The sequence below is a fragment of the Streptococcus infantis genome, from assembly GCF_047463655.1.
GTDB lineage: Bacteria > Bacillota > Bacilli > Lactobacillales > Streptococcaceae > Streptococcus > Streptococcus infantis_Z.
In genome coordinates this window covers 53,809-79,535 of the sequence record NZ_JASHDM010000001.1, presented here as the reverse complement: position 1 = coordinate 79,535, position 25,727 = coordinate 53,809, and the positions used below count along the sequence as shown (strand labels likewise).

21 protein-coding genes and 2 tRNA genes are annotated in these 25,727 nt (G+C 39.6%); all 23 read right to left on the bottom strand.

What is annotated here, in order from left to right; genetic code table 11:
- Nucleotides 1-103 precede the first annotated feature (103 nt).
- Nucleotides 104-1,516, bottom strand: a complete 1,413-nt coding sequence (gene sufB / locus QM877_RS00445) for a Fe-S cluster assembly protein SufB (RefSeq protein ID WP_006151262.1) — start codon at nucleotides 1,514-1,516, stop codon at nucleotides 104-106.
- Between the two features lie 56 nt (nucleotides 1,517-1,572).
- On the bottom strand, nucleotides 1,573-2,013 hold the full coding sequence (gene sufU, locus QM877_RS00440; protein WP_371560852.1) for a Fe-S cluster assembly sulfur transfer protein SufU: 441 nt from the start codon (nucleotides 2,011-2,013) through the stop codon (nucleotides 1,573-1,575).
- The gene (locus QM877_RS00435; RefSeq protein WP_414317220.1) at nucleotides 2,000-3,226 is read right to left on the bottom strand and encodes a cysteine desulfurase; all 1,227 of its coding nucleotides are present in this window, start codon (nucleotides 3,224-3,226) and stop codon (nucleotides 2,000-2,002) included. Before QM877_RS00435 ends, sufU begins: the two co-directional genes overlap by 14 nt.
- A gap of 10 nt (nucleotides 3,227-3,236) precedes the next feature.
- Nucleotides 3,237-4,499, bottom strand: coding sequence for a Fe-S cluster assembly protein SufD (gene sufD / locus QM877_RS00430; protein WP_414317219.1), 1,263 nt, complete (start codon nucleotides 4,497-4,499; stop codon nucleotides 3,237-3,239).
- A 27-nt stretch (nucleotides 4,500-4,526) separates the two neighbouring features.
- Nucleotides 4,527-5,297, bottom strand: a complete 771-nt coding sequence (sufC, locus tag QM877_RS00425; protein WP_000114489.1) for a Fe-S cluster assembly ATPase SufC — start codon at nucleotides 5,295-5,297, stop codon at nucleotides 4,527-4,529.
- A gap of 150 nt (nucleotides 5,298-5,447) precedes the next feature.
- Nucleotides 5,448-5,642, bottom strand: a complete 195-nt coding sequence (locus QM877_RS00420; RefSeq protein WP_153225006.1) for a DUF3272 family protein — start codon at nucleotides 5,640-5,642, stop codon at nucleotides 5,448-5,450.
- A 22-nt stretch (nucleotides 5,643-5,664) separates the two neighbouring features.
- Nucleotides 5,665-7,329, bottom strand: coding sequence for a DNA polymerase III subunit gamma/tau (dnaX, locus tag QM877_RS00415; RefSeq protein WP_414317218.1), 1,665 nt, complete (start codon nucleotides 7,327-7,329; stop codon nucleotides 5,665-5,667).
- The gene (locus QM877_RS00410) at nucleotides 7,329-7,826 is read right to left on the bottom strand and encodes a GAF domain-containing protein (RefSeq protein WP_153225008.1); all 498 of its coding nucleotides are present in this window, start codon (nucleotides 7,824-7,826) and stop codon (nucleotides 7,329-7,331) included. The genes dnaX and QM877_RS00410 overlap by 1 nt, the downstream gene beginning before the upstream one ends.
- 85 nt (nucleotides 7,827-7,911) lie before the next feature.
- The gene (rpsA, locus tag QM877_RS00405; RefSeq protein WP_001001618.1) at nucleotides 7,912-9,114 is read right to left on the bottom strand and encodes a 30S ribosomal protein S1; all 1,203 of its coding nucleotides are present in this window, start codon (nucleotides 9,112-9,114) and stop codon (nucleotides 7,912-7,914) included.
- A 163-nt stretch (nucleotides 9,115-9,277) separates the two neighbouring features.
- Nucleotides 9,278-9,349, bottom strand: a tRNA-Gln gene (locus tag QM877_RS00400).
- Nucleotides 9,350-9,358: 9 nt separating this feature from the next.
- A tRNA-Tyr gene (locus QM877_RS00395) sits at nucleotides 9,359-9,439 on the bottom strand.
- Nucleotides 9,440-9,488: 49 nt separating this feature from the next.
- A complete protein-coding gene (locus QM877_RS00390; RefSeq protein ID WP_000037109.1) occupies nucleotides 9,489-9,719 on the bottom strand; it encodes a DUF2969 domain-containing protein in 231 nt (76 codons plus the stop codon).
- A gap of 134 nt (nucleotides 9,720-9,853) precedes the next feature.
- Entirely contained in the window at nucleotides 9,854-10,498 is a 645-nt protein-coding gene (gene pcp, locus QM877_RS00385) for a pyroglutamyl-peptidase I (RefSeq protein WP_414317217.1), read from the bottom strand.
- 13 nt (nucleotides 10,499-10,511) lie between these two features.
- Nucleotides 10,512-11,435 (bottom strand): DUF979 domain-containing protein, encoded by a 924-nt coding sequence (locus QM877_RS00380; RefSeq protein ID WP_414317216.1) that lies wholly within the window; start codon nucleotides 11,433-11,435, stop codon nucleotides 10,512-10,514.
- Nucleotides 11,432-12,121, bottom strand: a complete 690-nt coding sequence (locus QM877_RS00375) for a DUF969 domain-containing protein (RefSeq protein ID WP_414317215.1) — start codon at nucleotides 12,119-12,121, stop codon at nucleotides 11,432-11,434. Before QM877_RS00375 ends, QM877_RS00380 begins: the two co-directional genes overlap by 4 nt.
- A gap of 34 nt (nucleotides 12,122-12,155) precedes the next feature.
- Entirely contained in the window at nucleotides 12,156-14,123 is a 1,968-nt protein-coding gene (locus QM877_RS00370; RefSeq protein WP_414317214.1) for a peptide ABC transporter substrate-binding protein, read from the bottom strand.
- Nucleotides 14,124-14,144: 21 nt separating this feature from the next.
- On the bottom strand, nucleotides 14,145-15,167 hold the full coding sequence (locus QM877_RS00365; protein ID WP_000219010.1) for a branched-chain amino acid aminotransferase: 1,023 nt from the start codon (nucleotides 15,165-15,167) through the stop codon (nucleotides 14,145-14,147).
- A 142-nt stretch (nucleotides 15,168-15,309) separates the two neighbouring features.
- Nucleotides 15,310-17,361, bottom strand: coding sequence for a thiol-activated cytolysin family protein (locus QM877_RS00360; protein WP_414317213.1), 2,052 nt, complete (start codon nucleotides 17,359-17,361; stop codon nucleotides 15,310-15,312).
- A gap of 329 nt (nucleotides 17,362-17,690) precedes the next feature.
- The gene (parC, locus tag QM877_RS00355) at nucleotides 17,691-20,171 is read right to left on the bottom strand and encodes a DNA topoisomerase IV subunit A (protein ID WP_414317212.1); all 2,481 of its coding nucleotides are present in this window, start codon (nucleotides 20,169-20,171) and stop codon (nucleotides 17,691-17,693) included.
- A gap of 188 nt (nucleotides 20,172-20,359) precedes the next feature.
- Entirely contained in the window at nucleotides 20,360-21,202 is an 843-nt protein-coding gene (locus QM877_RS00350; RefSeq protein WP_414317211.1) for an aminoglycoside 6-adenylyltransferase, read from the bottom strand.
- A 304-nt stretch (nucleotides 21,203-21,506) separates the two neighbouring features.
- Nucleotides 21,507-22,769: a hypothetical protein gene (locus QM877_RS00345; protein ID WP_414317210.1), complete on the bottom strand. Its 1,263-nt coding sequence runs from the start codon at nucleotides 22,767-22,769 to the stop codon at nucleotides 21,507-21,509.
- 12 nt (nucleotides 22,770-22,781) lie between these two features.
- The gene (gene parE, locus QM877_RS00340; protein ID WP_322741469.1) at nucleotides 22,782-24,731 is read right to left on the bottom strand and encodes a DNA topoisomerase IV subunit B; all 1,950 of its coding nucleotides are present in this window, start codon (nucleotides 24,729-24,731) and stop codon (nucleotides 22,782-22,784) included.
- Nucleotides 24,732-24,878: 147 nt separating this feature from the next.
- Entirely contained in the window at nucleotides 24,879-25,721 is an 843-nt protein-coding gene (locus QM877_RS00335) for an amino acid ABC transporter substrate-binding protein (RefSeq protein ID WP_414317209.1), read from the bottom strand.
- Between the last annotated feature and the right edge of the window lie 6 nt (nucleotides 25,722-25,727).

The window sequence follows — 25,727 nt, the reverse complement described above, 5'->3', positions numbered from 1 at the left end:
TCAGAGTAGTAGAGCCCACTCAACCACTGCGTCTTGCTCGATAATCCAAAGACAATTGAGAGGCTAGGACTTTTGTCCCAGCCTCAGTTTCTGTTCATAAAGTTTATCCGACAGATCCTTCCATTTCATAGCTAATCAAGCGGTTGAGCTCAACTGCGTATTCCATTGGAAGTTCTTTGGTGAAGGGCTCTACAAATCCCATAACAATCATTTCAGTTGCTTCAGATTCTGACAGACCACGACTCATGAGATAATAGAGTTGTTCTTCTGAAATCTTAGATACTTTGGCTTCGTGTTCCAAAGCAACTTGTGAGTTGTGGATTTCATTGAACGGAATAGTATCTGATGCTGACAAGTCATCCATGATAATGGTATCACACTCGATGTGAGAAACAGATTTCTTAGAGTTCTTGTTAAAGGTTACTTGTCCACGGTAGTCAACCTTCCCTCCGCCTTTAGCGATAGATTTAGAAACGATAGACGAACTTGTATGTGGAGCATTGTGGATCATCTTAGCACCAGTATCTTGGTGTTGCCCCGCATTGGCAAAGGCAATCGAAAGCATGGTTCCACGCGCACCTTCTCCATCAAGGTAAACAGATGGGTATTTCATGGTTGTTTTGGCACCCAAGTTTCCATCAATCCACTCAACTGTCGCATCTTTCAAAGCCTTGGCACGTTTTGTTACCAAGTTATAAACGTTATCAGACCAGTTTTGGATGGTTGTATAACGCATGTAAGCTCCGTCCAAAGCAAAGATTTCTACAATGGCAGCATGCAAACTGTTACTTGAATAAGTTGGCGCTGTACATCCTTCAACATAGTGGACACTTGCTCCCTCATCAACGATAATCAAGGTACGTTCAAACTGACCAGTATTTTCGTTGTTGATACGGAAGTAAGTTTGAAGTGGAATATCCACTTTCACACCTTTTGGAACGTAGATAAAGGTTCCACCTGACCATACTGCTGAGTTGAGGGCTGCCAACTTGTTATCAGTCGGTGGTACCAACTTAGCAAAGTATTGTTTAAACAAGTCTGGGTACTCTTTGAGGGCAGAATCTGTATCAGTAAAGATAATACCTAACTTCTCAAATTCTTCCTTCATGTTGTGGTAAACCACTTCTGACTCATACTGGGCAGAAGCTCCAGCAAGATAAGCACGCTCAGCTTCAGGAATCCCAATACGTTCAAAGGTTTCTTTGATTTTTTCAGGAACTTCATCCCAAGAACGGGCTGGTTTATCAGATGGTTTTTGGTAGTAAATCAAGTCATCAAAATCAATCTCTGACAAGTCTGCTCCCCAGGTTTGCATTGGCATTTTTTTGAAGGTTTCATAAGATTTCAAACGGAATTCTAACATCCACTCAGGCTCTCCCTTAGCAGCTGATAGTTCACGAATGACATCTTCATTCAATCCTTTTCCTGTCGATAGGACAGGCTCTACATCGTCATGAAAACCAAATTTATATTCACCAAGGTCAATTGGTTTTGGTTCTACTCTTTCTTCAGCCATAATATCCTTTCTTTCATTCTTTATTTCTATGATTTATAAGACAAAGAAAGCTTGTCTTACTTGTTATCTTGATTTTCAATTGTTTTCTTAAGGGCGTTCCAAGCTAGGGTTGCGCATTTGATTCGTTGAGGAAATTTTGCAACACCTGACAAAAAAGCTGCATCTCCAAGTTGATCTTGACGCTCATCCTTTTGACCTTGAACCATTTCAGAAAAGATAGTTGCAAGCTCTAGGATTTCTTGCTTGGTCTTTCCTAAGACTGCATCTGTCATCATACTAGCAGAGGCAGTTGAAATGGTACAACCAGAGTTTAGAAAAGCGATATCTTCCAAGCGATCATCTGCATCAAACTTGACAGAGAGATTGATGACATCACCACAAGTCGGATTGTTAAGACTGATTTGTTCAGCATCTTCTAACTTTCCTTGATGATGGGGATTTTTCGAATGGTCCGCTACCACTGCCATATAAAGGCTATCTAGTTTAGAAAGTGCCATTGAAAAACTCCTTTGTCTTTTGTAAAGCATCGACTAACTTGTCGCAATCTGCCTTGGTATTGTAGATATAAAAACTTGCACGAGCTGTTGCTGGAACTTCCAAATACTGGAGCAAAGGTTGAGCGCAATGGTGTCCGGCCCGAACTGCTACTCCTTCATAATCCAGAGCAGTAGCGAGATCGTGAGGGTGAAGATCACCTAGGTTAAAGGCAATAACACCTGAACGTTGAGCCAAATCTTGCGAACCGTATATGGTCAATTCCTCAATTGCCTGCAATTTTGGATAGACGTATGCGATCAATTCTTGTTCATGGGCTTCAATGGCATCCATACCGATGTTTTCTAGATAATCCACTGCTGCTGCAAGTCCAATAGCACCTGCCATATTTGGCGTTCCAGCCTCAAATTTCCAAGGCAATTCTTTCCAACTAGCAGATTGCTCATAGACGAAATCAATCATCTCACCGCCAAATTCAACTGGTGACATTTGTTCCAGATACTTCTCTTTTCCGTAAAGGACACCGATACCAGTCGGACCAGCCATCTTGTGACCCGAAAAGGCAAAGAAGTCCACATCCAAGTCCTGGACATCAATCTTCATATGGGGTGTAGACTGAGCACCATCCACCACCATAATAGCTCCTACCTTATGAGCCATTTGCGTGATTTCTTTGATAGGATTGACCACTCCAAGAACGTTGGAAGCGTGAGCTAGTGAAACAAATTTAACTTTGTCATTCAATTTAGCCTGCAGGTCATCCATATCCAGAGCGCCATCTTTGAGATAGACATAGACAAGCTCAGCTCCGGTCTTGCGACAAGCTTCCTGCCATGGGATAATATTGGAATGGTGTTCCATGACTGAAATCAAGACCTGGTCCCCCTCGGTCAAGACTTCCTCAGCGAAGCGCGCTACCCAGTTGAGACTGGTTGTCGTTCCTCTAGTAAAGAGAACTTCCTTTGTCGAACCTGCATTGATGAACTTACGAATAGTTTCACGAGCAGCCTCATAGGAAGCTGTCGCACGTTCAGCCAAAGTGTGAACCCCACGATGAACATTGGCATTATCCTGCTTATAGTAGCGGTTGATTGTTTCCAGAACTGCTAGTGGTTTTTGTGTCGTCGCGGCATTATCCAGATAAACCAGAGGTTCATCGTTGACAATCTGGTCTAAAATTGGAAAATCCTTACGAATCACTTCTACATCTAACATAGGCTTCCCCTTAGCGTTTTGACAATTTTTCTTCGATCGTTGCAATCATTTCATCACGAACTTCCTTGACTGGAATCTCAACGATAACAGATCCAAGGAAACCACGAACAACTAAACGTTCTGCAGTTGCCTTATCCAAGCCACGGCTCATGAGGTAGTACATGTCTTCTGGATCAACTTGTCCGATAGAAGCCGCGTGACCCGCAGTAACATCATTTTCATCAATCAAGAGAATTGGGTTGGCATCTGAACGCGCTTGGTCAGAAAGCATGAGAACACGGCTCTCTTGTTGGGCATCTGCTCCCTTAGCTCCTTTGATGATATGTCCGATACCGTTAAATGTCAAGGTTGCTTTTTCAAGGATAACCCCATGTTGAAGGATATTACCAATAGAGTTGCAACCATAGTTAGTCACTCGTGTATCAATCCCTTGTACCTGACGACCACTTGATAGGGCAACGACCTTAAGATCTGCATGGCTACCATTACCAATCAAGTCACTATCAAAGTCTGCAACGACGTTTCCTTCGTTCATGACACCGATAGCCCAGTCAATATTTGCATCGTTGCCCAATTTACCACGGCGGCTAATGTAGGCTGTAACATTTTCGCCTAGACGGTCAATCGCTGCAAACTTCACTTGCGCGCCTGAACGTGCAATGACTTCTACTGTGATATTGGCAGTTGCCTTAGCACTACCTTCACCACGTGACTCTAAGCGTTCAAGGTAACTAATCTTACTGTTCTTACCCGCGATAATGAGGATATGCTTGTTAAATGGTACATCGCTATCGCTGTCTTGGTAAAAAATACCTTCGATTGGTTCTGTGATTTCTACGTTATCAGGAATGTAGAGAACAGCACCACTGTTAAAGTAAGCTGTGTGGTAGGCTGCTAATTTATCATCATCGTATTTAACAGATGACATGAAGAATTCTTCTACGAGTTCCGGAATTTCTTCAAGAGCTGAGTGGAAGTCTGTAAAAACCACTCCTTGTTCAGCCAACTCAGCTGGAGTTTGTTCAAAAACAGTTTGAGTTCCTACTTGCACCAACTTCAAGTGATTATCTAGAGCTGTGAAGTCAGGAACATTTGCTGATGGCTCACTTTCTGTGATGGTACCATCACCAAGATTCCAACGGTGGAATTTGACACGCTCAATAACTGGTAATTCTAAACTCTCAATCTTATCAAAAGCTTTTTGACGTAGGTCAGCCAACCAGCTTGGTTCAGCGTGCATTTCTGAAAAAAGTTTAATAGTTTCTTTAGTCATTTACTTCTCCTAAAAGATACGAGGGAATTACAATTCTTCCTTGTAGTCGTAGCCAAGTTCTTCAGCTAGTTTTGCGTATCCTTCACGTTCCAATCGCGCAGCCAATTCTGGACCACCAGAAAGGACAACACGCCCCTCCATCATCACATGTACCACGTCTGGTGTGATGTAGTTCAAAAGACGTTGGTAGTGAGTGATAATCATAGCACCAAAGCCTTCACCACGCATAGCATTAACACCTTTAGACACAACCTTAAGAGCGTCAATATCAAGACCAGAGTCAATCTCATCCAAAAGGGCAAAAGTTGGCTCCAACATCAAAAGTTGAAGAATTTCATTACGTTTTTTCTCACCACCAGAGAAGCCTTCGTTGAGGTAACGCTCAGCCATTTCTTCTTTCATGTTGAGCAATTCCATTTTTTCGTCTAGCTTAGTAATGAACTCGCGAACTGAAATCTTCTCATCATCTTCTTTACCAGCATTCATGGCTGCACGAAGAAACTCAGCGTTGGTAATTCCAGGGATTTCTGATGGGTATTGCATAGCAAGGAAAAGTCCCATACGCGCACGCTCGTCAACTTCCAATTCAAGGATGTTTACGCCGTCAAACAAGACTTCACCTTTGGTAACTTCATAGTTTGGATTTCCCATGATGGCGGCAGAAAGAGTCGATTTACCAGTACCATTTGGCCCCATGATAGCGGCGATTTCTCCTGTTTTCAGGGTCAGGTTAACCCCTTTTAAAATTTCTTTTCCTTCAATCTCAACGTGAAGATCTTTGATCTCTAATACTGACATGATAGTTCCTTTCTTTTTCAAGGCCTTTACAGTACTTACTAGAAACATACTTAATTTCCCTAGAAAATACTGTAAAAGGTCAATAAATATACTTTTATAGTATAACAAAAAAAAGCCTAAAAGGCTTTGATTTTGTCTAGAAGCTGAGGGTTACTTCTTTCCTCGAAAATGGTCATTAATAGCGTTGACAATTTTCCCCATAATATAGCTGACTCTAAAATTTCTTAGGATTAAAATAGCCCAAAGCAAGGCCATAATATACCGTTGCTCCATGATGGATTCATTAAGGAAATAGGTCTCAGCAGCAGTAAATAAGGCCATGATTATAAATTGTTGTCTGTTCATCGTATTATGTCACAATATCCTTTTAATCTTCTTCTATGGTCACTTTATCCGCTAGAAATTCAAATCCTTGAGGAAGGACAGATTCTTCCATTTCTTCCTTAACTGGTTGACCTTGTGACGATTTAGCCTTAGCTGAGAAATCAGCCCTAACTTCTTTCCATTCTTCCATGGAAATAGCAAGAATCTCTGGTGAAAATCCCGCTGCTTGACTAAGGATATTGCCAAACATGGTGTTCAGATTATCACGTTTCATGGTTTGGCCAGCATTGAAGTTAGATTCAAATGCAAGAATCGCGTGGTGCTCATTAGCCGCAACAGGTTGAGAACCGACTAAAAGTGCCTTATCTGGACCTGACAAGCTTTCAATAACTTCTCCCCAAGAATTTTGGAGACGGATTAGATTTTGACGGGCTAAATCAGGATTTTCAACAGCTTCTTGAAGAATAGACTGAACCTTATTGCGATCTACGCGATAAATTGACTTGCTGTTAACTGGACGACTCGGTGTTGGTGTAGTCTGTTTGGGACTTGTGTTAACATTTGTCAGAGCCTGTTTCAATCGCGCAACTTCTTCTCTAAGAGATGATAATTCCTCAGCCACATCACCTGAAAGTCCTGGTTGGGAATCAAGTTCTGTCAAACGAATGGTCATCATTTCAGCATAAATCTTAGGCTGTAAGCTAGCCTTGATATCAGCTAAACTACTTGTTGCAATTCCAATCATCTCGAACAAAACAGCCTGTGAAAGACCTAAGTTATCCTTAAATAGATCACTATAGTGAGTATTCTCCCCACCAGATTGGACAATCAAAATATCCCGTAGATACTGCAACAAATCCGTTACAAATCGTGTCATGCTCTTTCCGTTATCAAAAATCAAATTAAGATTTTCCAAAGCACGAGTCACATCTTTTTGTGCCAAGGCAGCCACATAATTATCCAAAGCACTTAGACTAATAGTCCCAGTAATTTCCTCAGAAACAGCTGTTGTTAATTTAGCATCTTGAGTCAAGCTCAATGCTTGGTCTAAAATGGACAAAGCATCCCGCATACCACCTTCGGCTCTACGAGCGATAATTTCAACAGCTTCAGTTTCATAAGCAATCCCTTCCTTCTCTAAAATATGGAAAATATGATCTCGAATATCCTGAGTTCTAATAGATTTGAACTCGAAGCGTTGAACACGAGATAAAATGGTTGCAGGAATCTTATGAAGCTCTGTCGTTGCTAGGATAAAGACAACATTTGGAGTTGGTTCCTCAAGAGTTTTCAAAAGGGCATTGAAGGCTCCAGTTGAAAGCATATGAACCTCATCAATGATATAGACCTTATACTGAGCTATACTTGGAGCATAGGTTGATTTATCACGGATATCACGAATTTCATCAACCCCATTATTAGAGGCTGCATCCATTTCGATAACGTCTTCTAAACTTCCATCCGTAACAGCTTTACAGATATAACAATTATTGCAAGGTTCTCCTCCCTCTTGATTAGGGCAGTTCATAGCCTTGGCAAAAATTTTGGCTACGCTGGTTTTTCCAGTTCCACGAGGGCCTGAAAAAAGATAGGCATGGCTGATCTTTTCCTGCTCTACAGCTTGTTTCAGAGTTTTTGCAACAATTTCCTGGCCTACTAACTGTGAAAATGTTTGACTTCTATATTTTCGATAAAGAGCCTGATACATTACGCTTTCTCCTCAAACATTGAAAAATTCCATTCGGTTTTCTCTAACAAAATAGCAACAAACACTTCTAGATATTTCTGATCCAACTCATCATAATCATCAACAAGAGATGAATCTAAATCTAAAACACCCAGAAGTTGTCCATCTTTAACCATTGGCACAACAATTTCACTACGAGCACTACTATCACAAGAAATATAGTTTGGATAGGTTTTAACATCACCAACAATCACTGTTTGACGGCTAGTTGCCGATTCGCCACAAACACCTTTTCCAAGAGCGATTCGTACACATGAAACTCCACCTTGAAAGGGTCCCAAGATCAGTTCATTCCCATCAAATAGATAGAAACCTGCAAAAACAGCATTGGGAAAGCTTGTTTTTAGCAGGGCACTGGCATTTGATAGATTAGCCAACACATTGGGCTCTCCTTCTAAAAGATAAGAGAGCTGTTCATTTATTGTTTGATAAAGTGATTCTTTTTCTGAATATAACATAAAACCATTATATCAAAAAATGCTAGTAGAAAAAAGAAAAATCCTCTGTTTAAAAAACAAAGGATTTTTTTCAAATTCAAATGAATTAAAGTTCGATGTCTCCGAACAAGTCAGCCATTGAGAATCCTGTTTGAGTTTCAGGGAGTTCAAAGTCACGTTTTTCTTGACGTTTTGGACGACGTGGACGTGGAGCACGTTTTTCTTCTTTTTGTCCTTCTTCTTGAGCTGGACGTTCTTCAAGAGCTTTGATAGAAAGTGAAACGCGTTCTGCATCAGCGTTAACTTCAAGAACTTTAACAGTAACTTCTTGACCAACTTTAAGAGCTTCTTTTGGATTTTCAATACGTTTGTGTGAAATTTGTGATACGTGAACAAGTCCATCGATACCTGGCAATACTTCAACAAATGCACCGAAGTCAGTCAAACGTTTAACTGTACCTTCTACAACATCACCTTTAGCCAATTTTTGCTCAACGCCATCCCATGGTCCAGGTGTTGTAGCTTTAAGTGAAAGTGATACACGTCCTTCTTCTTCGTTAAGATCAAGGATTTTCACTTCAACTTCTTCACCAACAGTTACAACTGATTTTGGTGAAACGTTACGTTCGTGTGACAATTCAGTCAAGTGAACCAATCCGTCAACACCACCAAGGTCGATGAAAGCACCGAAGCTTGTGATACGTGCAACTTTACCAGTTACAACATCACCAACAGCCAATTTACCGAATACTTCAGCACGAGCTGCTGCAGTTGCTGCTTCTACAACTTCACGACGTGAAAGGATGAAGCGGTTTTCTTTAGGATCAACTTCTTTGATTTTAGCATCAAACTCTTGACCTACAAAACGCTCAGTGTTACGTACAAAACGAGTATCCAACATTGAAGCTGGGATAAATCCACGTACACCTTCAAATTCAACAGAAAGTCCACCTTTAACAGCGCGAGTTCCTTTAACTGTAACAACTTCTTCTTCGCGACCAACAAGTTTGTCCCATGCTTTGCGAGCTTCAAGGCGTTTTTTAGATACAAGGTATGTAACTGTATCAGTATCTTTACCAACTACTTGACGAAGTACAAGAACATCCAATACTTCTCCTACTTTAACAAAGTCATTGATATCTGCATCGCGATCGTTTGTCAATTCGCGAAGAGTCAAGACACCTTCAACACCAGTTCCTGAGATTGCAACGTTAGCTTGAGTCGCATCGACTGTCAATACTTCAGCACTAACAACATCACCAGGCTCAACTTGGCTAACGCTATTTAGCAAATCTTCAAATTCGTTCATCTAAAAAATCCTCCAACAATCAAGCTTTTCTTAAGCTTGACATACTTATAATTTTTTTCCTAAGCACCCGCAAGGACATGTTCATATCATTCACGTCTTTCAATTATAAAAATAAAATACCCTAAGATATTTTTCTTTTTATCTTGAATTTATTACCTAAGAACTGGGGTAGCTGGATTCGAACCAACGCATGAGGGAGTCAAAGTCCCTTGCCTTACCGCTTGGCTATACCCCAAAAACAAGATGGAGAGAGAGGGATTCGAACCCCCGAACCCGAAGGAGCGGATTTACAGTCCGCCGCGTTTAGCCTCTTCGCTATCTCTCCGACAATTAACAGAGTCTATTATATCATGAAAATTTACAAAAAACAAGCTTTATTTTGCTAAATTATAGTTTTCAATCAAAATTTCCACAGCTTTTTCAAGTTTTTTATAAAAACTATCGACATTTCCATTCTTTATGATCGCAAATTGATTGTCTAATTCAGCAATTTCACCAATGATCTTTTTACCAATGGTTAATGTGTAGCCTTCAAACTTTTCCTGACCAACTAAAACAGTTGCGTCTGTTAATTGAATTTCAATTTTTTTATCTTTTTTACTCATACCATACCTCTTTTCACTCTTCCTATTGTACAAGAAATTTAAAAAACTGGCAAGAAAAAACTCTTTATAAGGGCAGCCTTGATAAAGAGTTTTTGTGAGAGAATCTAATTTTTTAATCTAGGGAAGACTCATTGTTAGTGGGTTGTCCCACCCACTAATTTTATGTCCTTATCTTTATAATCTACGATAGCACCAAGCGCAGCTTCGATACCTCTGACGATATCAGTTAAATTCATAGATGCTGTATTAGGTTTATTTATCACCTGTTCTGTCATATAGGGAATATGCATAAATCCTGCTCTCATATGTGGAAATTTTTTATCCGCTAAATAGAGAGACTGATACATCAAATGATTGCAAACAAAGGTTCCTGCTGTATTGGACACTGTAGCTGGTAACCCTTCCTCCTTTATCGCTTGTACCATTGCTTTGATCGGTAGAGTGCTGAAATAAGCTGCTTGACCGTCTAGGCGAATAGGAGTATCAATGGGCTGATTCCCTTGGTTATCAGGGATTCTAGCATCATCTTGGTTGATGGCAACTCTCTCAGGAGTTAGACTAGCTCTTCCTCCTGCTTGTCCGATGCAAAGCACCGCATCTGGCTGATAGCGTACGATTGCTGTTTCTAATACCTCTGCTGCTTTATAAAATACCGTTGGGATTTCTGCCCAATAAACCTCTGCGCCATGAATCTCTGACGGTAATGATTTAACAGCTTCCAAGGCTGGATTGACCTTTTCACCTCCGAAAGGATCAAAGCCTGTTACTAATATTTTCATTTTATTTCCTTTGCTAAAATGCCAAAAAGTACATCAAAAATACATGGAGGAAAATCATGACAACAGCTACTCCTACTTGCGCTTTGATAACCCCATTTGGATCTTTCATATCTAGGAGAGCTGCCGGTAAAGCATTAAAGTTAGCCGCCATTGGAGTCAATAAGGTGCCACAGCAACCTGCCGTCATTGCTAGAGCCGCAGCCACGATTGGATCAGCTCCCAAAGCAAATACAAAGGGAACTCCAATTCCAGCAGTAATGACTGTGAAAGCCGCAAAAGCATTCCCCATTATCATGGAGAATAAAACCATCCCAAGGACATAAGCTACCACACCCATAAAACGATTACCCGAAGGAATTAGACCACTTATCAAGTGAGAGATCAGATCTCCAACTCCTGCTACGGTAAAAATTGCCCCTAAAGCCCCTAAAAGTTGAGGCACAATCCCACTGGTTGAAACTTGTTGAACCATGCGATTGTTTTCTGCTAACAAACTTCTAGGAGAACTCTTGGTAATCAATAAGAGAGAGATGGTTGCGAAAAATGCAGCAAGACTGATAGCAATCTTACTAAACTCCGGAATCACTTTTGCTAATACCAAAGCAATCAAAGCCATCAGCATGACTGGAATAAAAATTTTATTCTTTAGTCGTTTAGCTTCAATGTTTGCCTTGACTTCATCCAGAGACGGTAAGGTTCCGATACGAACCTGTTTAAAGAGAGTTAGTAGTGCTAATAGCACTACGATAACTCCAATACAGATAGAAGGTAGATAAGATCCACCGATAAAACTGATGCTCAATAAAGCCCAAAACCCAGCTGTTCCAAAGCGAACTGGGTTTGTTTTATCTTTATAGCTACAATAAGCCGTATGAAGGAATTGACAACCAATCACAATATAGGTCAACTCTAATAACTGACTTGCTAGATTGCTCATTCTTCTTTTCCTTTACTAAGCTTTTTCACTAGCAGTTTTCTATCAAACAGGTAATTGTAAATTCCTACCACAAGTAGGGCCACTCCTGCAACAATAAGCGAAGCCGAAGCGATGCCTGCATAATTACTTTCATAACCTAATTGGTCCAGAGTGCCCCCCACCAAGAGGACACCACCTGCACCAACGAAAGTGTTCTGAGCAAAGAAATTTGCAAAATTATCATTTGCTGCTGCACGCGCTTTTAGCACTTCGCTCTCCTGCTCCGTTAATTTTCTACCTAATTGAGACTCTGCTGCTGCTTGTCCCATGGGTTGAACCAAAGGCCTTACAAACTGCGGATGTCCTCCTAGACGAATGGCAAAGAAGCTATCGAGTTCCCGAAAAAAGAAATACACTGTATAAAAACTTCCTACGGTCAGACCTTTAATCTTTTGAATCAAGTCAATCGAATGTTGCTTGAGGCCAAAAGTTTCAGATAAACCTACCAGTGGCAAGGTTACCATAAAAATCGTAAGAACTCGTTGATTACTAAATTCTTTTCCCAAAATTTCCAAGAATTCAACAAGAGAAACTCCAGAAACTAGAGCTGTAACTAAACTAGCTAAGACTACCGTTGCGATTGTATCTAACTTATAGATAAAACCAACCACAATGATAAGTATCCCTATTAGTTTAATCCATTCCATATAGGCCCCTTTATTCCAAAAGTACTAGTCTGTTTTATTTGACATGACTTTCTAATTCTTTTTGGTATTTATTGTTTGATTCCAATTTTTCTTTTTGCCATTTTTCAAGAGCTGTTTGATATTCTTTAGCCGTTACAATCTCTTTTTGCAATTTCATTCCCTTGAAGATGTATGGATCACCCTTAATACCTACTTGTGAGTATGGTTTAGAGAATGGAACGACATTGCTGACAACTGGTGAACCACCTGATGAAGCTGTTGGCATCAAGAGAGAACTATCAGTAAGCCAAGCTTGCGCTTTAGCATATTTTTCATATCTTTTATCTAAGTCATTTTTCTCAGAAACTGCATCATCCAAGAGTTTCTTATATTCGTCCAAACCTAGTTGAGCTACTACTTCCTTATCTTTTCCTTTAGTAATACCAAGGTGTTTCATAGCGGAACCAGTCTTAGGATCCATGATATTGAGATAACTTGCTGGATCTTGGTAACTTGGAGCCCATCCAGTACTGTTCAAGTCATAGTCTTTTTGAGCAGGAACACGCGCTTGAGATGTAATGCTTTCCTTCTCGTTATCAGTCATCTGAAGGACATCGATCACGACATTTTCAGAACCAAGAGTTGACTCGATTGATTGTTTAAAGGAATTGCTTTGTTGAACGGCAATGGTATCTGTCTGTTCAACTGGGACATCCAAGTGAATTGGGAAGGTTACACCTTTTGATTCCAACTCTTTCTTAGCTTTTTCAAATGAAGCTTTGGCTTTGTCAGGATTGTAGATGGTATCTTTTCCGTCGACGAGCTCAACACCTTTCCATTGGTCTCCATAGTTGACCAATTCTTTTTGAGCGATATCACCAAAGTTTTTGCCACCAGATTGAACGAAATTGTCTGGTACTAGGCTATTACGAATAATCTTGTCCGCACCATCTTCACCATTGAGCTGGGCAGCATAAGAATGACGGTTGAAGGCAAAGTTGATGGCTTGACGGAAGTCCTTGTTCAGCATTGCTTCTTTTGTAGAAGTTTTCTGTTCTTCACTTGTTTTCGCTGTCTTATTGAAAGATTGACGGTTTACATTAAAGGTAAAGTAGTAACTAGTTGAATCCTGTGGACTATATGTAATTTTATCCCCGTATTGTTCCAAAGTAGAAGCAAAGTTTGAGCTACTTGGGAAGAGGCGAGCTGTTGTGTAAACACCCGAAGAGAAGCTACGGATCAAGGATTCTTGGTCTGATCCATCATAGTAAGTTAATTTAACTTTCTCGATTTTAACCTTCTCTTTATCCCAATAATTTGGGTTCTTTTCATATTCGATTAAAGATTTTGAAGTCAATGTCTTCAAAATATATGGACCGTTATAAAGAATACCAGCTGGACTGACCGTTCCATAATTTTTACCAGAAGCTTTGAGGAATTCTTCATTTACTGGCAACATAGTTGCTGAAGTTACTTTGGAATTCCAGAAAGTTTCAGGTGCGTTTAGAGTGTACTCAACAGTATAATCATCCACTGCCTTAACTCCAACTGTTGAGAAGTCGTTAGTCTCACCAGTCATATATTCATTCAAGCCCTTAATTGAGTTTTGAATAAGAGTGACACCGTCTGATTTGCCATCTGCTACGTGTTTCAATCCAGTAACAAAGTCATGCGCAGTTACTTCAGCGTATTCTTCACCTTCTGACGTATACCATTTAACCCCTTTACGAAGTTTATAAGTATAAGTCAAACCGTCTTGTGAGACACTCCAATCCTCAGCGAGGGAAGGAATCAAATTCCCATATTCATCGTTTTCCAACAAACCATCAACAACGTTACCGATGATATCAGTTGTTGAAGTACGAGTTGCGATACTGTAGTCCAAAGATGATGGGTCTACTCCATAGACATAAGAGAAAGTTGTAGGCGCATCTGCTTCCTTGTCAGCTTTACCACAAGCTACAAGAAGGACTGCTGTACTCAGGACCACTCCTGCTGTTAACATCCACTTTTTCGTTTTCATAAAGATCTCCTTTAATAATTTTTAATCTACTTTTACAATCCAACCTTCTGGTGCTTCAATGTCACCAAATTGAATACCTGTCAATTCATCGTATAGTTTACGAGTCACTGGACCAACCTCTGTCTCACTGTAGAAAACGTGGAAGTCATCACCATGTTGGATTCCCCCAATTGGTGAGATGACTGCCGCAGTACCGCAGGCACCTGCTTCTACAAATCGATCCAGACTATCAATTGGTACATCCCCCTCAACAGGTTTCAAGCCCAAACGATGCTCTGCCAAGTAAAGCAATGAGTACTTGGTAATTGATGGCAAGATTGATGGACTCAATGGGGTTACAAACTCATTATCTGCTGTAATTCCAAAGAAGTTTGCTGAACCAACTTCTTCAATCTTAGTGTGGGTTGATGGGTCTAGATAAATAACATCTGAGAAATGACGGGATTTAGCCATTTTTCCTGGCAAAAGACTAGCTGCATAGTTACCACCGACCTTGGCAGCCCCTGTTCCATTTGGTGCAGCACGGTCATACTCGTCTTGAATCAAGAAGTTTGTTGGAACCAATCCACCCTTAAAGTAATTTCCAACTGGCATAGCAAAGATGGTAAAAATATACTCCTCAGCTGGTTTTACCCCAATGATATCTCCAACACCAATCAAGAGCGGACGAAGGTAAAGAGTTCCACCAGTTCCATAAGGGGGTACGTATTCTTCATTTGCACGAACAACGGCTTTACAAGCCTCTACAAACATTTCTGTTGGAACTTGTGGCATCAAGAGACGATCACAGGTACGTTGCAGACGTTTAGCATTTTCATCTGGACGGAAGAGTTGAATACTGCCATCCTTTGTACGATAGGCTTTCAATCCTTCAAATGCTTGCTGTCCATAGTGAAGGCTTGGAGATGATTCTGAAATATGCAAGGTTGCATCTTCTGTTAATTCTCCTTGAGACCATTGTCCATTTTTAAAATTAGCGATATAACGATAAGGTAGTTTCATATAGGAAAAACCGAGATTTTCCCAATCAATCGTAACTGTCATGACAATCTCCTTTATTCTAATCAAGCTCTGTGTTCTATTCTACACTATTCTCCTAAAAATTCAAGTATTATTTGTAATTTTCTGAAAATTTTACTTATAAAAAGAACCAGCTCATAGAACTGGTTACTTTCACAAGTGAGAATTAGTTGTTTTCAACTTTTTCATCGTATTTTGGTCTGATTGTTGTACCTGAATTAATAATGGTACGTTTTTGGACTAGAGGAAGGTCTGTACGATTGTAAACAGTACGCCATGGTTCCCAAGCAAGACCTGTTTTTTCCTGAATCTTCACGCGTAGGTTACGTACATTTCCTTTAAATTGAAGCTCCGTTTGGAAGCCAGCAGTTCTGTTCTGACCGTTATGCTCCCATTCACGTGAGCGAATGCTTTCAACTCCATCCTTATCATAAGTTACTTCATCCCAGGAAACATAGTAGCGAGCAATGTAAGCTCCCTTATGATGTAAATTGAGGTAACCATTTTTATATGAAGTCACTTTAGTTTCAATGTAGTCTGTATTGCTTTGAATTGTGGCCACTTGATTATCTTTCAAGAATGCAGTCTTATAAGAAATTGGAACAGCAGGGTTTTGCGTACTGAAAGTAGCTCCTTCTTGGATTAATTTCTTCAAATCTTCTACTGTACCTGTCACAACACGTGCAGCGCCATCAGCATTTCCACCTACGATGGAAACGGTTACAGTTGTATTCTTCAAGACACGTGCCCATTCAGATTCTGGTTTAATAGGCACTCCTTTGATTACAGCATTGATTGCTGCTTTCAACTCGGTACTCTTGCTTGTTGTTTCAAACTTAACATACATTTGACGTCCGTATGACACGCTTGATACATATACAGGAGGAGTATTTTCATCAATTCCACGTGCTTTCAATTGATCAACTGTTACTCCTGAGGCAAATACATCTGATGGATTTTTTGGAGCATCAAAGTTAGCTGTATAGTAAACTTGTTTAAAATCAACTACCTCAATTTGTTTTTCACCTTTATTGACAGCTTCAAAGTCAATTTTTAAATTAACTCCAACTTTTTCAAAGTCACTTCCGAATTTTGCTTTCAATTGATTCATGCTGTAAGCAGAAGTTGATTCGTACTGCATACGTGCTGGAGCAGGATTTTTCGCAGCATATTTTTCATGCCAACGGTTTAACAAGGTATTCACACCTTCCTGCATACCACTTGCAGTTGGATTAGCATCTACATAGCTATCTCCGCCTACCATTCCTGGTAAATCAACACTAATTCTACCTTTGCTACGATCTAAACTAATTTGTTGTGGTTTATTTTCTAGAAGGTCTTGATTTGCTTTAAACAATGCACCTAGGAAAATATCTCCGTTACCATTAATGGCAACATCAGCCGAACCATTAGAAAGGCTTTTCTTCACTTTTTCTACGACCACAAATTCACTTCCTTGTTGTTTTGTGCTTGTATTAGTGTAATTTTCTAATGCTTCTCCTTTTCTAGTCAAAATATTTAATTTATCATAATTTAAACCAAATAAATAGTTATTTAGCTCTGCAGTATAATCTGTTTTAGCTTCGTTTTCTGTTTTAACTTTGTTTTCTGTTTTCTTATCTGCTACTACTTTTTCTTCTTTTACAGAACGATATACTTCAACTTCTGCCAAACTAAGAGGAGTTTTAGATTTATTTAATTCAATTTTTACATATCGTGCATCAACTCCTGAGAATTGAACATCAACTGTTGGTTGATTGTTTAAGCTATCTACATGTTGACGAGCCACTTCATTTCCATCTTTATCTAACAAAATAACATCAAAATTAGATAAACGATCCCCTACATTACTGTCTCCACGATTGTAAATACGAACAGTTCCCACACCTTCTTCTTTTGCTAGATCAACTTTCCACCAAGAATGATCTTGAAAATCTGTATGAGTAACTGAGCTATGGCCGTAGTCATTATCTCGATTGCCGTCAACCGCTCTAGAAGCATCTGCACCATAAGCAGTCGAACTCTGACTTGCAGACTTATGAGCAGCAATATTTTCACCATCAACTACAGCAACGCTTGGCTCTGTTGCTTTTACTACATTTGTTTGAAATACAAGGCCAGAACCTAGCAAAAATGTTGCAATGGCAACACCACATACTCCAACGCTACGTTTACGAATAGAATAACGAAATCCTTTATCTTGTTTATTTCGAGACATAAAAAACTCCTTTTAGATTAATCAAACTACATTTCTTGAACGCGCTTTCTTGAAACGATATTAGTATAACATAAAAACAGATGTGATGCAATCGTTTTCTTAAAAAATATTATTTTTTTTATTAATCTAGCTTGAATAATTGACCATATGTTAATAATTTCACATCCAAACACCAGGAGGTCTATACCAATGAAAATAAGAAAACGAACAGGATTAAGTCCCTATCAGTTGGGAATCATCACTGTTCGTTTTTGTATATATAATCAAATTTAACTCTTAAATCTATAGCTTAAGAAATTTCTTAATGAAAAGCTTTTCATTGTTTTTTATCATTTCTTAGATTCAAGTTCTGTATAAGCTTCCTGAAGATAAGCATCAAAAACTTCTTCATCAGAAATGCTATCTGAAATGAAGCTTCCATTGCTTGTGCGTTCCGATAGATTCAAATCTTGCAGAATTGCTTCGTAAGTCGTTCCATTATTTGATTGGATAACAAGAGTTTGTTCGCCATCTTCTACTTCTGTACTAAAAAGATCTCCGATAAATCCTTGTTCTGAGACAGCACCAGCCAAGAAGACGCGATGCGGTTTACTCTTCAATTCTCTCAGAACTTGAAGACCACGCTTAGCACGACTGGTTGCTGGAATTTCCTCAATCGAAACGCGCTTAAGACTTCCACGATGCGTCAAAAGATAGAAGGATGAAGTGTTGCAGATAAAGGCTGCTTGTATCACATCATCTGCTTTGAGATTCATGGCTTTCACCCCTGCAGCTTTGGCACCAATAACTGGCACTTCTTCGATGTTAAAGCGGAGGGCATAACCGTTTCGACTAATCAACAGGACATCATCCAATTTAATCGGAGCTACTGCTACAATCTGGTCAGACTCATCTTTCAACTTGGCATATTTGACAGATTTAGAACGGTAGGTTCGCCATGGAGAGAATTCTTTGCGTTCGACACGCTTGATTTGTCCAAGGCGAGTTGCTGCAAAGTAAGTTGTCGCATCATCAAACTGATCCACAACTTCTACATAGAGCACTTCTTCATTGGTTTCAAAGTTTGTAATAGACTGGCTTAGATGTTCTCCGATATCCTTCCAACGAATATCTGCCAACTCATGGATTGGTCGGTAAATGACATTTCCAAGCGTTGTAAAGATTAAGAGGTGCTGAGTAGTTTTGACAGATTGAACGAATAGCAATCGGTCGTCATCCCGTTTACCAATTTCCTCAAGTGTTGAAGCTGCAAAGGAACGAGGGCTAGTACGTTTGATATAGCCCGCCTTAGTCACGCTGACGTAAGTATCTTCTTCAGCGATAAGACTAGCTGTATCAATCTCAATCACTTTTGCTGTATCTTCTAAAGTACTCAAACGTGGAGTCGCAAATTTCTTCTTGACTTCACGGAGTTCTTTCTTCATGAGATTGTACATGGTTCGTTCGTCACCGATGATAGCTGCAAGCATGGCAATCTTTTCGCGAAGTTCTGCTTCTTCTTCCTGCAAGACAACTACGTCTGTATTGGTCAAACGGTACAGTTGCAAGGTAACGATAGCTTCAGCCTGCTCCTCCGTAAATTCATAGCTGACTTTAAGATTTTCCTTGGCATCAGCCTTATTTTCAGAAGCACGGATAAGAGCAATGACTTCATCCAAAATCGAAATAACACGAATCAAACCTTCCACAATATGGAGACGCTTTTCAGCCTTTTCCTTGTCAAAGCGAGAACGTGCCAAAATGACCTCACGACGGTGGGCAATATAGCTAGATAAGATAGGCACAATTCCAACCTGACGAGGGGTGAAATTGTCAATCGCAACCATGTTGAAGTTGTAGTTGATTTGCAAATCAGTATACTTGAAAAGATAGTTGAGAACAAGCTCAGTGTTTGCATCTTTCTTTAGCTCGATAGCGATACGAAGACCATCACGGTCAGACTCGTCACGAACCTCAGCAATGCCTGCCACCTTGTTATTGACACGAACTTCATCAATTTTCTTGACCAAGTTAGCCTTATTAATTTCATAAGGAATCTCAGTGACAACGATTTGTTCCTTACCACCTTTTAACTTCTCAATTTCAGTCTTGGAACGAACAACCACGCGCCCCTTACCAGTTTCATAGGCCTTCTTGATTTCGTCACGTCCTTGGATGATGGCTCCTGTAGGGAAGTCTGGTCCAGGCAAGAATTCCATCAACTTATCAACCTTGGCAGTTGGATGATCAATCATGTAGACTGTCGCATCGATAACTTCAGCCAAATTATGCGGTGGAATATCCGTGGCATAACCAGCTGAAATCCCGGTCGAACCATTGACCAAAAGATTCGGAAAGGCTGCTGGTAAGACCGTTGGTTCTTTCTCAGTATCGTCAAAGTTCCAAGCAAAAGGAACTGTCTTTTTCTCGATATCCTGAAGGAGATAGCCTGCAATCTCAGACAAACGAGCTTCCGTATAACGCATAGCCGCAGGCGGATCTCCATCCATAGAACCGTTGTTTCCGTGCATTTCGACCAGAATCTCACGGTTCTTCCAGTCCTGAGACATACGAACCATGGCATCATAGATAGAAGAGTCCCCGTGTGGGTGGAAATTCCCCATAATGTTACCGACAGACTTGGCCGACTTACGGTAGCTCTTATCAAAAGTATTGCCATCCTTATTCATCGAATAAAGAATACGGCGTTGAACCGGCTTCAATCCATCCCGAATGTCTGGCAAAGCCCGGTCTTGAATGATGTACTTGGAGTAGCGACCAAAGCGCTCTCCCATGATGTCCTCTAAGGACATATTTTGGATATTACTCATATAGGATACAAAGCCCGTAAAATGCAAAGTGAAAATAGGAAATTCTTACAGTGAGTGATGCTCACAAGAGAATTTATCTTTTTCACACAGCATTTAGGGCGTGTTCAACTCCTTTCAAAGAATGTAGAGTAGATTTTATAGAAAAGGATTTCAGTTACTTTATATAACCAAACTATCCTCTCTGTAGTTTAAAGTTTTGAATTGTGTTCTTTATTTTGATTTAGAAGTTTTTCTTTAGCATACTGAATCATCTTCTCCGCCACTTCTTTCTCATACTTAAAGCCCATATTTTGAGCAAGGTTTTGAGCTTCTTGGTGGAAAAGTTGTATGGTTGCTAATAAAGACTGAGTGATTTTGTCTAAACTTGAGAAATCAAGAAGAGCAGAGAATTCCTTCTCCTTCTCAGTTGGTAAGTAGTTGAAGAGATACTTGTAATTTTTACCAATGTCGACAGCACCTCTATCACTTGCTACCTGCCAGGCCAATACTTTTAACAATTCCTGCTGACAAATACCGTAGAGATGGTCCGTTGCATAAATGACTTGCTTACGACAAATTCCTTTAACCACGTAGGCTGACACCCACCAAAATTCATTACAAGATTTTTCAAAATCCATCTTATTAGCTGGACTTGTCCAGTAGCGCTGAGGTTTGGGAGAATAAGACTCAAACAAGCCCTTCTCGTCTAATAAAACTGTATAACCAGCCTCGCTATCCACCCATTCTTTCATGTGTTCTTTTGGGCAAAGGGTTAAATCGATTCGGTTGCCGTCTTCGAAAAGCATGAGGTAGAGATGTCGATGTTTAAGAGTAACCTCTTGCTCTATGATTCGTTTGCCGAACTGGTCCAGCCAAGATAAATCCGAAATCAAATCTTCTAGATTATCAACAATATAGGCCACATCATAGTCTTGAAATTCATCTGTTTGAACCTTTTGATTTGTACGTGAACCAGACATAGCGACAGCAACGACATTTAAAGCTTCAGCTGTTTGTAAAATTACATCGAGCATTTCTGTTTCTGTTCTCATCCTAATCCCTTATTAGTTATTATTTTTTTGAGTGCTGTAAAAAACATATCTTTAAAGTAGGCTATCTACTAGATTCTTTCATTATCAAATTCTAGACTTTTTTTTGATATGAGCTTTATAACTTTTTTCACCTTGTACTACAAACCGATCTAAATATTAAATAATCACTAACAATTAGTTGATTTATAAGTTAGTAATCATAAAGAAATATTTTCTCTCGATACAATAACTTGTTAGTCATTAAAAACATGAGAAAAATTAGAAACAATAAAATCACATGAAGAAGATTACGCATTATACGACATTATCTATAACAATATACATATCTAGCTTCCCTGGAATCATTATAGGTTCTTTTCGTTGTTTTCAATAAATTAGAAACTTTTAAGAAAATCAGTTCCGCCTTTTCATCGCAACACGAAAGCAACTCATCAAGAATTTCTTCTGCTTTATAATAACAATCTTGGTCACAAGCTAATGGGTGAAATCGTGGCACTATGAAAAAATTATATTTCTTCAAAAATCTTGTTCTCACATTTAATTCTCCATCGATTTTTTGTAGCATACCGTTTTCAGTAAATCTTTTAGTATTATAACTTGTTATAGGATAATAATCACCCTCAGAATAAGCGTAGTCTTTAGTAATACTATTCGATTCACAATCATCTACATCCCCTCTTATCTTTGCTGGAACATCTCCATCAACATCAATCATAATAAACTTATTCCAATACCCTGGAGAATTAAAAGCCACCAATCTTTTGATCTTTAGTTCATAAGATAACGTTGAATTAGCTATTTTCATTAGTATTTTCCCGTCTTCAAATTGTAATCTAGATATACCTTCATAAGAGGATCCTCTGACCTTCCGGATAGGTGAAACTTCTAAATAATTGAAATCTTCAAAGAAATTGGTTAAACGATCAATTATTACTTCTTGTTCATTATATACTTTAAAGTTCTTGCTATCACAATCTGGAAAAGATTCATAAAATCTATTCTCAAAGAAAATTGAGGAAGCTAAATGGGGGATTGGCTTATCTTTAGAATTAACTTCTACTTGTTTATTGTCAAAATTTTGATTTTCTCCTCCTCCACTTACTTCTTTATTTTGAGAGTTAGAATTCACAACTTGATTAGCTTCTATCAGATGATTCATAGTAGCAATGTCAGCTATTGTAAAATTAGATGCTTTTTTAACTACTTCAATCAAGAGTTCATTCAATTCATCCATCAATTCAAAAAACAGAACTTGATTAAAGTCTTGGCTACTAATCATTGTTTTGAGGTGATTTTTAAATTCTTCATAATTTTTGTATTTACTATTCAAGTTATACCGAATTTTTATAAGTTCTTCAGAAACTTGATTTTTCTTCCAGAATTTGGCTATACTATCATAACTCGGATTTTCACCATGTCTCTCCAATATATATTTTTCAAAATAATTTACTGCATTTTGAATTTTTTGGCGCTCAAGTTTTTCAGCTATTCCTAGCCCCTCTATAAGCTTGTCCAAATCCATCCCAGTAGAATCAAAGAAAAAAGATAACAATTTTTGTTTATCCATATATTTTTCCCCCTAAAACACCATCTCTCCACTCTCTTCCAGCGTAAATTTGACATTATCTTCAATCCACTTACGGCGTGGTTCGACCTTGTCACCCATGAGGACATTGACGCGACGTTCTGCTCGTGCTAAGTCTTCAATCGTAACACGAATGAGGGTACGGGTTTCTGGATTCATAGTTGTTTCCCATAGTTGGTCCGCATTCATCTCACCAAGCCCCTTGTAGCGTTGGAGGGTAGCGCCTTTGCCGAATTGCTTACGAAGTTCCTCTAGCTCACCATCCGTCCATGCGTATGCCACTTCTTCTTTCTTGCCTTTGCCTTTAGACATCTTGTAAAGTGGAGGAAGGGCGATATAGACATGTCCAGCTTCAACTAGCGGACGCATATAACGATAAAAGAAGGTTAAGAGAAGTGTTTGGATGTGAGCACCGTCGGTATCCGCATCGGTCATGATAATAATCTTATCATAGTTAGCGTCTTCAAGGGAGAAGTCTGCCCCCACACCAGCACCTATGGTATAAATCATGGTGTTGATTTCTTCATTTTTGAGAATATCTGCCATCTTAGCCTTGGCTGTATTGATAACCTTACCACGAAGAGGCAAGATAGCCTGGAACTTGCGGTCACGACCTTGCTTAGCAGAACCACCGGCAGAATCCCCCTCGACTAAGTAGAGCTCGTTCTTTGCTGGATTTTTAGACTGGGCTGGGGTTAATTTCCCAGAAAGCAAGCCCTTGTCTTTCTTATTCTTCTTGCCATTTCGGCTCTCATCACGCGCCTTACGTGCTGCTTCACGGGCATCACGCGCCTTGATAGCCTTACGAATCAGATTAGAAGCTAGTTCTCCATTTTCCATGAGGAAGAAGGTCAACTTATCAGCCACAATCCCATCAACAACTGGACGAGCAAGGGGACTTCCTAGTTTATCCTTGGTCTGTCCCTCAAACTGCAAGTGTTCTTCAGGGACTAAAATAGAAAGAACGGCCGCTAATCCTTCACGGTAATCAGACCCTTCAAGATTTTTATCTTTTTCCTTGAGAAGACCTGTCTTACGGGCATAGTCATTCATGACTTTGGTAATAGCAGACTTAAGTCCTGTCTCATGCGTTCCACCGTCCTTAGTGCGAACGTTATTGACAAAGGACAGGATGTTATCTGAAAATCCATCATTATACTGAAGGGCTACTTCTACTTGGAAACCATTATCTTCGCCTTCAAAGTAAAGGACTGGCGTCAAGGTTTCCTTGTCTTCATTGAGGTAAGAAACAAAGTCTTGTACCCCATTCTCATAATGGAATTCAATTGCTTCATCTGTTCGTTTGTCCGTTAATGACAAGGTTACATTTTTCAAGAGAAAGGCTGACTCATTGAGACGCTCTGAAATGGTATTGTATTTGAAGTCTGTCGTAGAAAAGATACTAGCATCCGGCATAAAGGTCACTTTGGTACCTGTTTTAGACTTAGGTGCCGTTCCAACCTTTTCAAGAGTTGTTACTGGCTTCCCACCATTTTCAAAGCGTTGCTTGTAGACTGCACCATCACGAGTGATTTCTACTTCAAGCCAACTAGAGAGTGCATTCACAACAGAAGAACCAACCCCGTGGAGACCGCCAGAAGTCTTGTAGCCACCTTGACCGAATTTTCCTCCAGCGTGGAGAATGGTAAAGATGACCTCAACCGTTGGAATCCCCATAGCGTGCATCCCAGTCGGCATCCCACGTCCGTGGTCTTGAACCGTTAAACTTCCATCTTTATTAATCGTTACATCAATGCGATCACCAAATCCAGATAAGGCTTCATCGACTGCATTATCGACAATTTCCCAAACAAGGTGATGTAGCCCAGCACCGTCAGTCGATCCGATATACATCCCTGGACGTTTACGGACTGCATCCAACCCTTCTAGCACCTGAATGGCGTCATCATTATAATTGTTAATATTGATTTCCTTTTTTGACACAAGGAACCTCCTATTTGTTCATCTTTTCTATTTTACAGGTTTTCTAAGGATTTTGCAAAATTTTCAAGTTAAAAGCCTATTCACAAGTCCTATTTAGTAAAAAAATCACTCATTCCCGCCCTAAAAAAAGAAACCAAGACGAGAGTCTCAGTTTTCTTTTCCTTTAACTTGACTTGTTGCAATATCTTCACCAAACCATTTTTGGCTAATTTCTTGGAATTTTCCTTCTTGATAGAGTTCCACAAAAGCCTCATTCAAATTGGCTAATAAGGTCTTATCCGCTGGTCTTACTCCGACCGCAAATGACTCACTCTCAAAACCGGCTGGAAAAATCTCATATTGATCTAAAATTCCTTCCGTTTTAAGATAATAGTTGGCATAAACACGGTCAATTAAAAGAGCATCAATCCGATCATTTTGCAAGTCAATCAAGGCTTCATTAAAACTCTGATACTGATTAGCCTTTTGGTCCTTAACAATATTCTTTAGAAGATCTGGCTGAGCTTCAAAATCTAGATAACCAGAAGAACCTGCTTGGGCTCCCAAAATCTTATTTTTCATATCCGAAACCGACTGGATATTTTGCGATTTTTTTGAGACTAGAACCTGCTGATTCTCCATATAAGGAATGGTAAAATCTACCTTCTCACGGCGTTCATCTGTTGCGGAATAGCCGTTCCAAATTGCATCAATAGTGCCGTTTTGAAGTTCTGTTTCTTTCATATCCCAATCAATGGGTTGAAACTGTACCTTGAACCCCAGTTTCTCAGAAACAGCTTGGGCTAAGTCAATATCAAATCCAACATATTGCCCATTCTTTTCTTCAAAGCCCATAGGAACAAAGGTATTGTCAAATCCAATAGTAATGCTTCCTTGTTGTTGGTATTTGTCCCAATTATCGACTTTGGGATCACTAGCTTTTTGCGTACATCCTACTAGGAAAAAAGCCAGAAAGAATACCAAAACAAGACTGATTTTCTTTAGATTCATAGACAC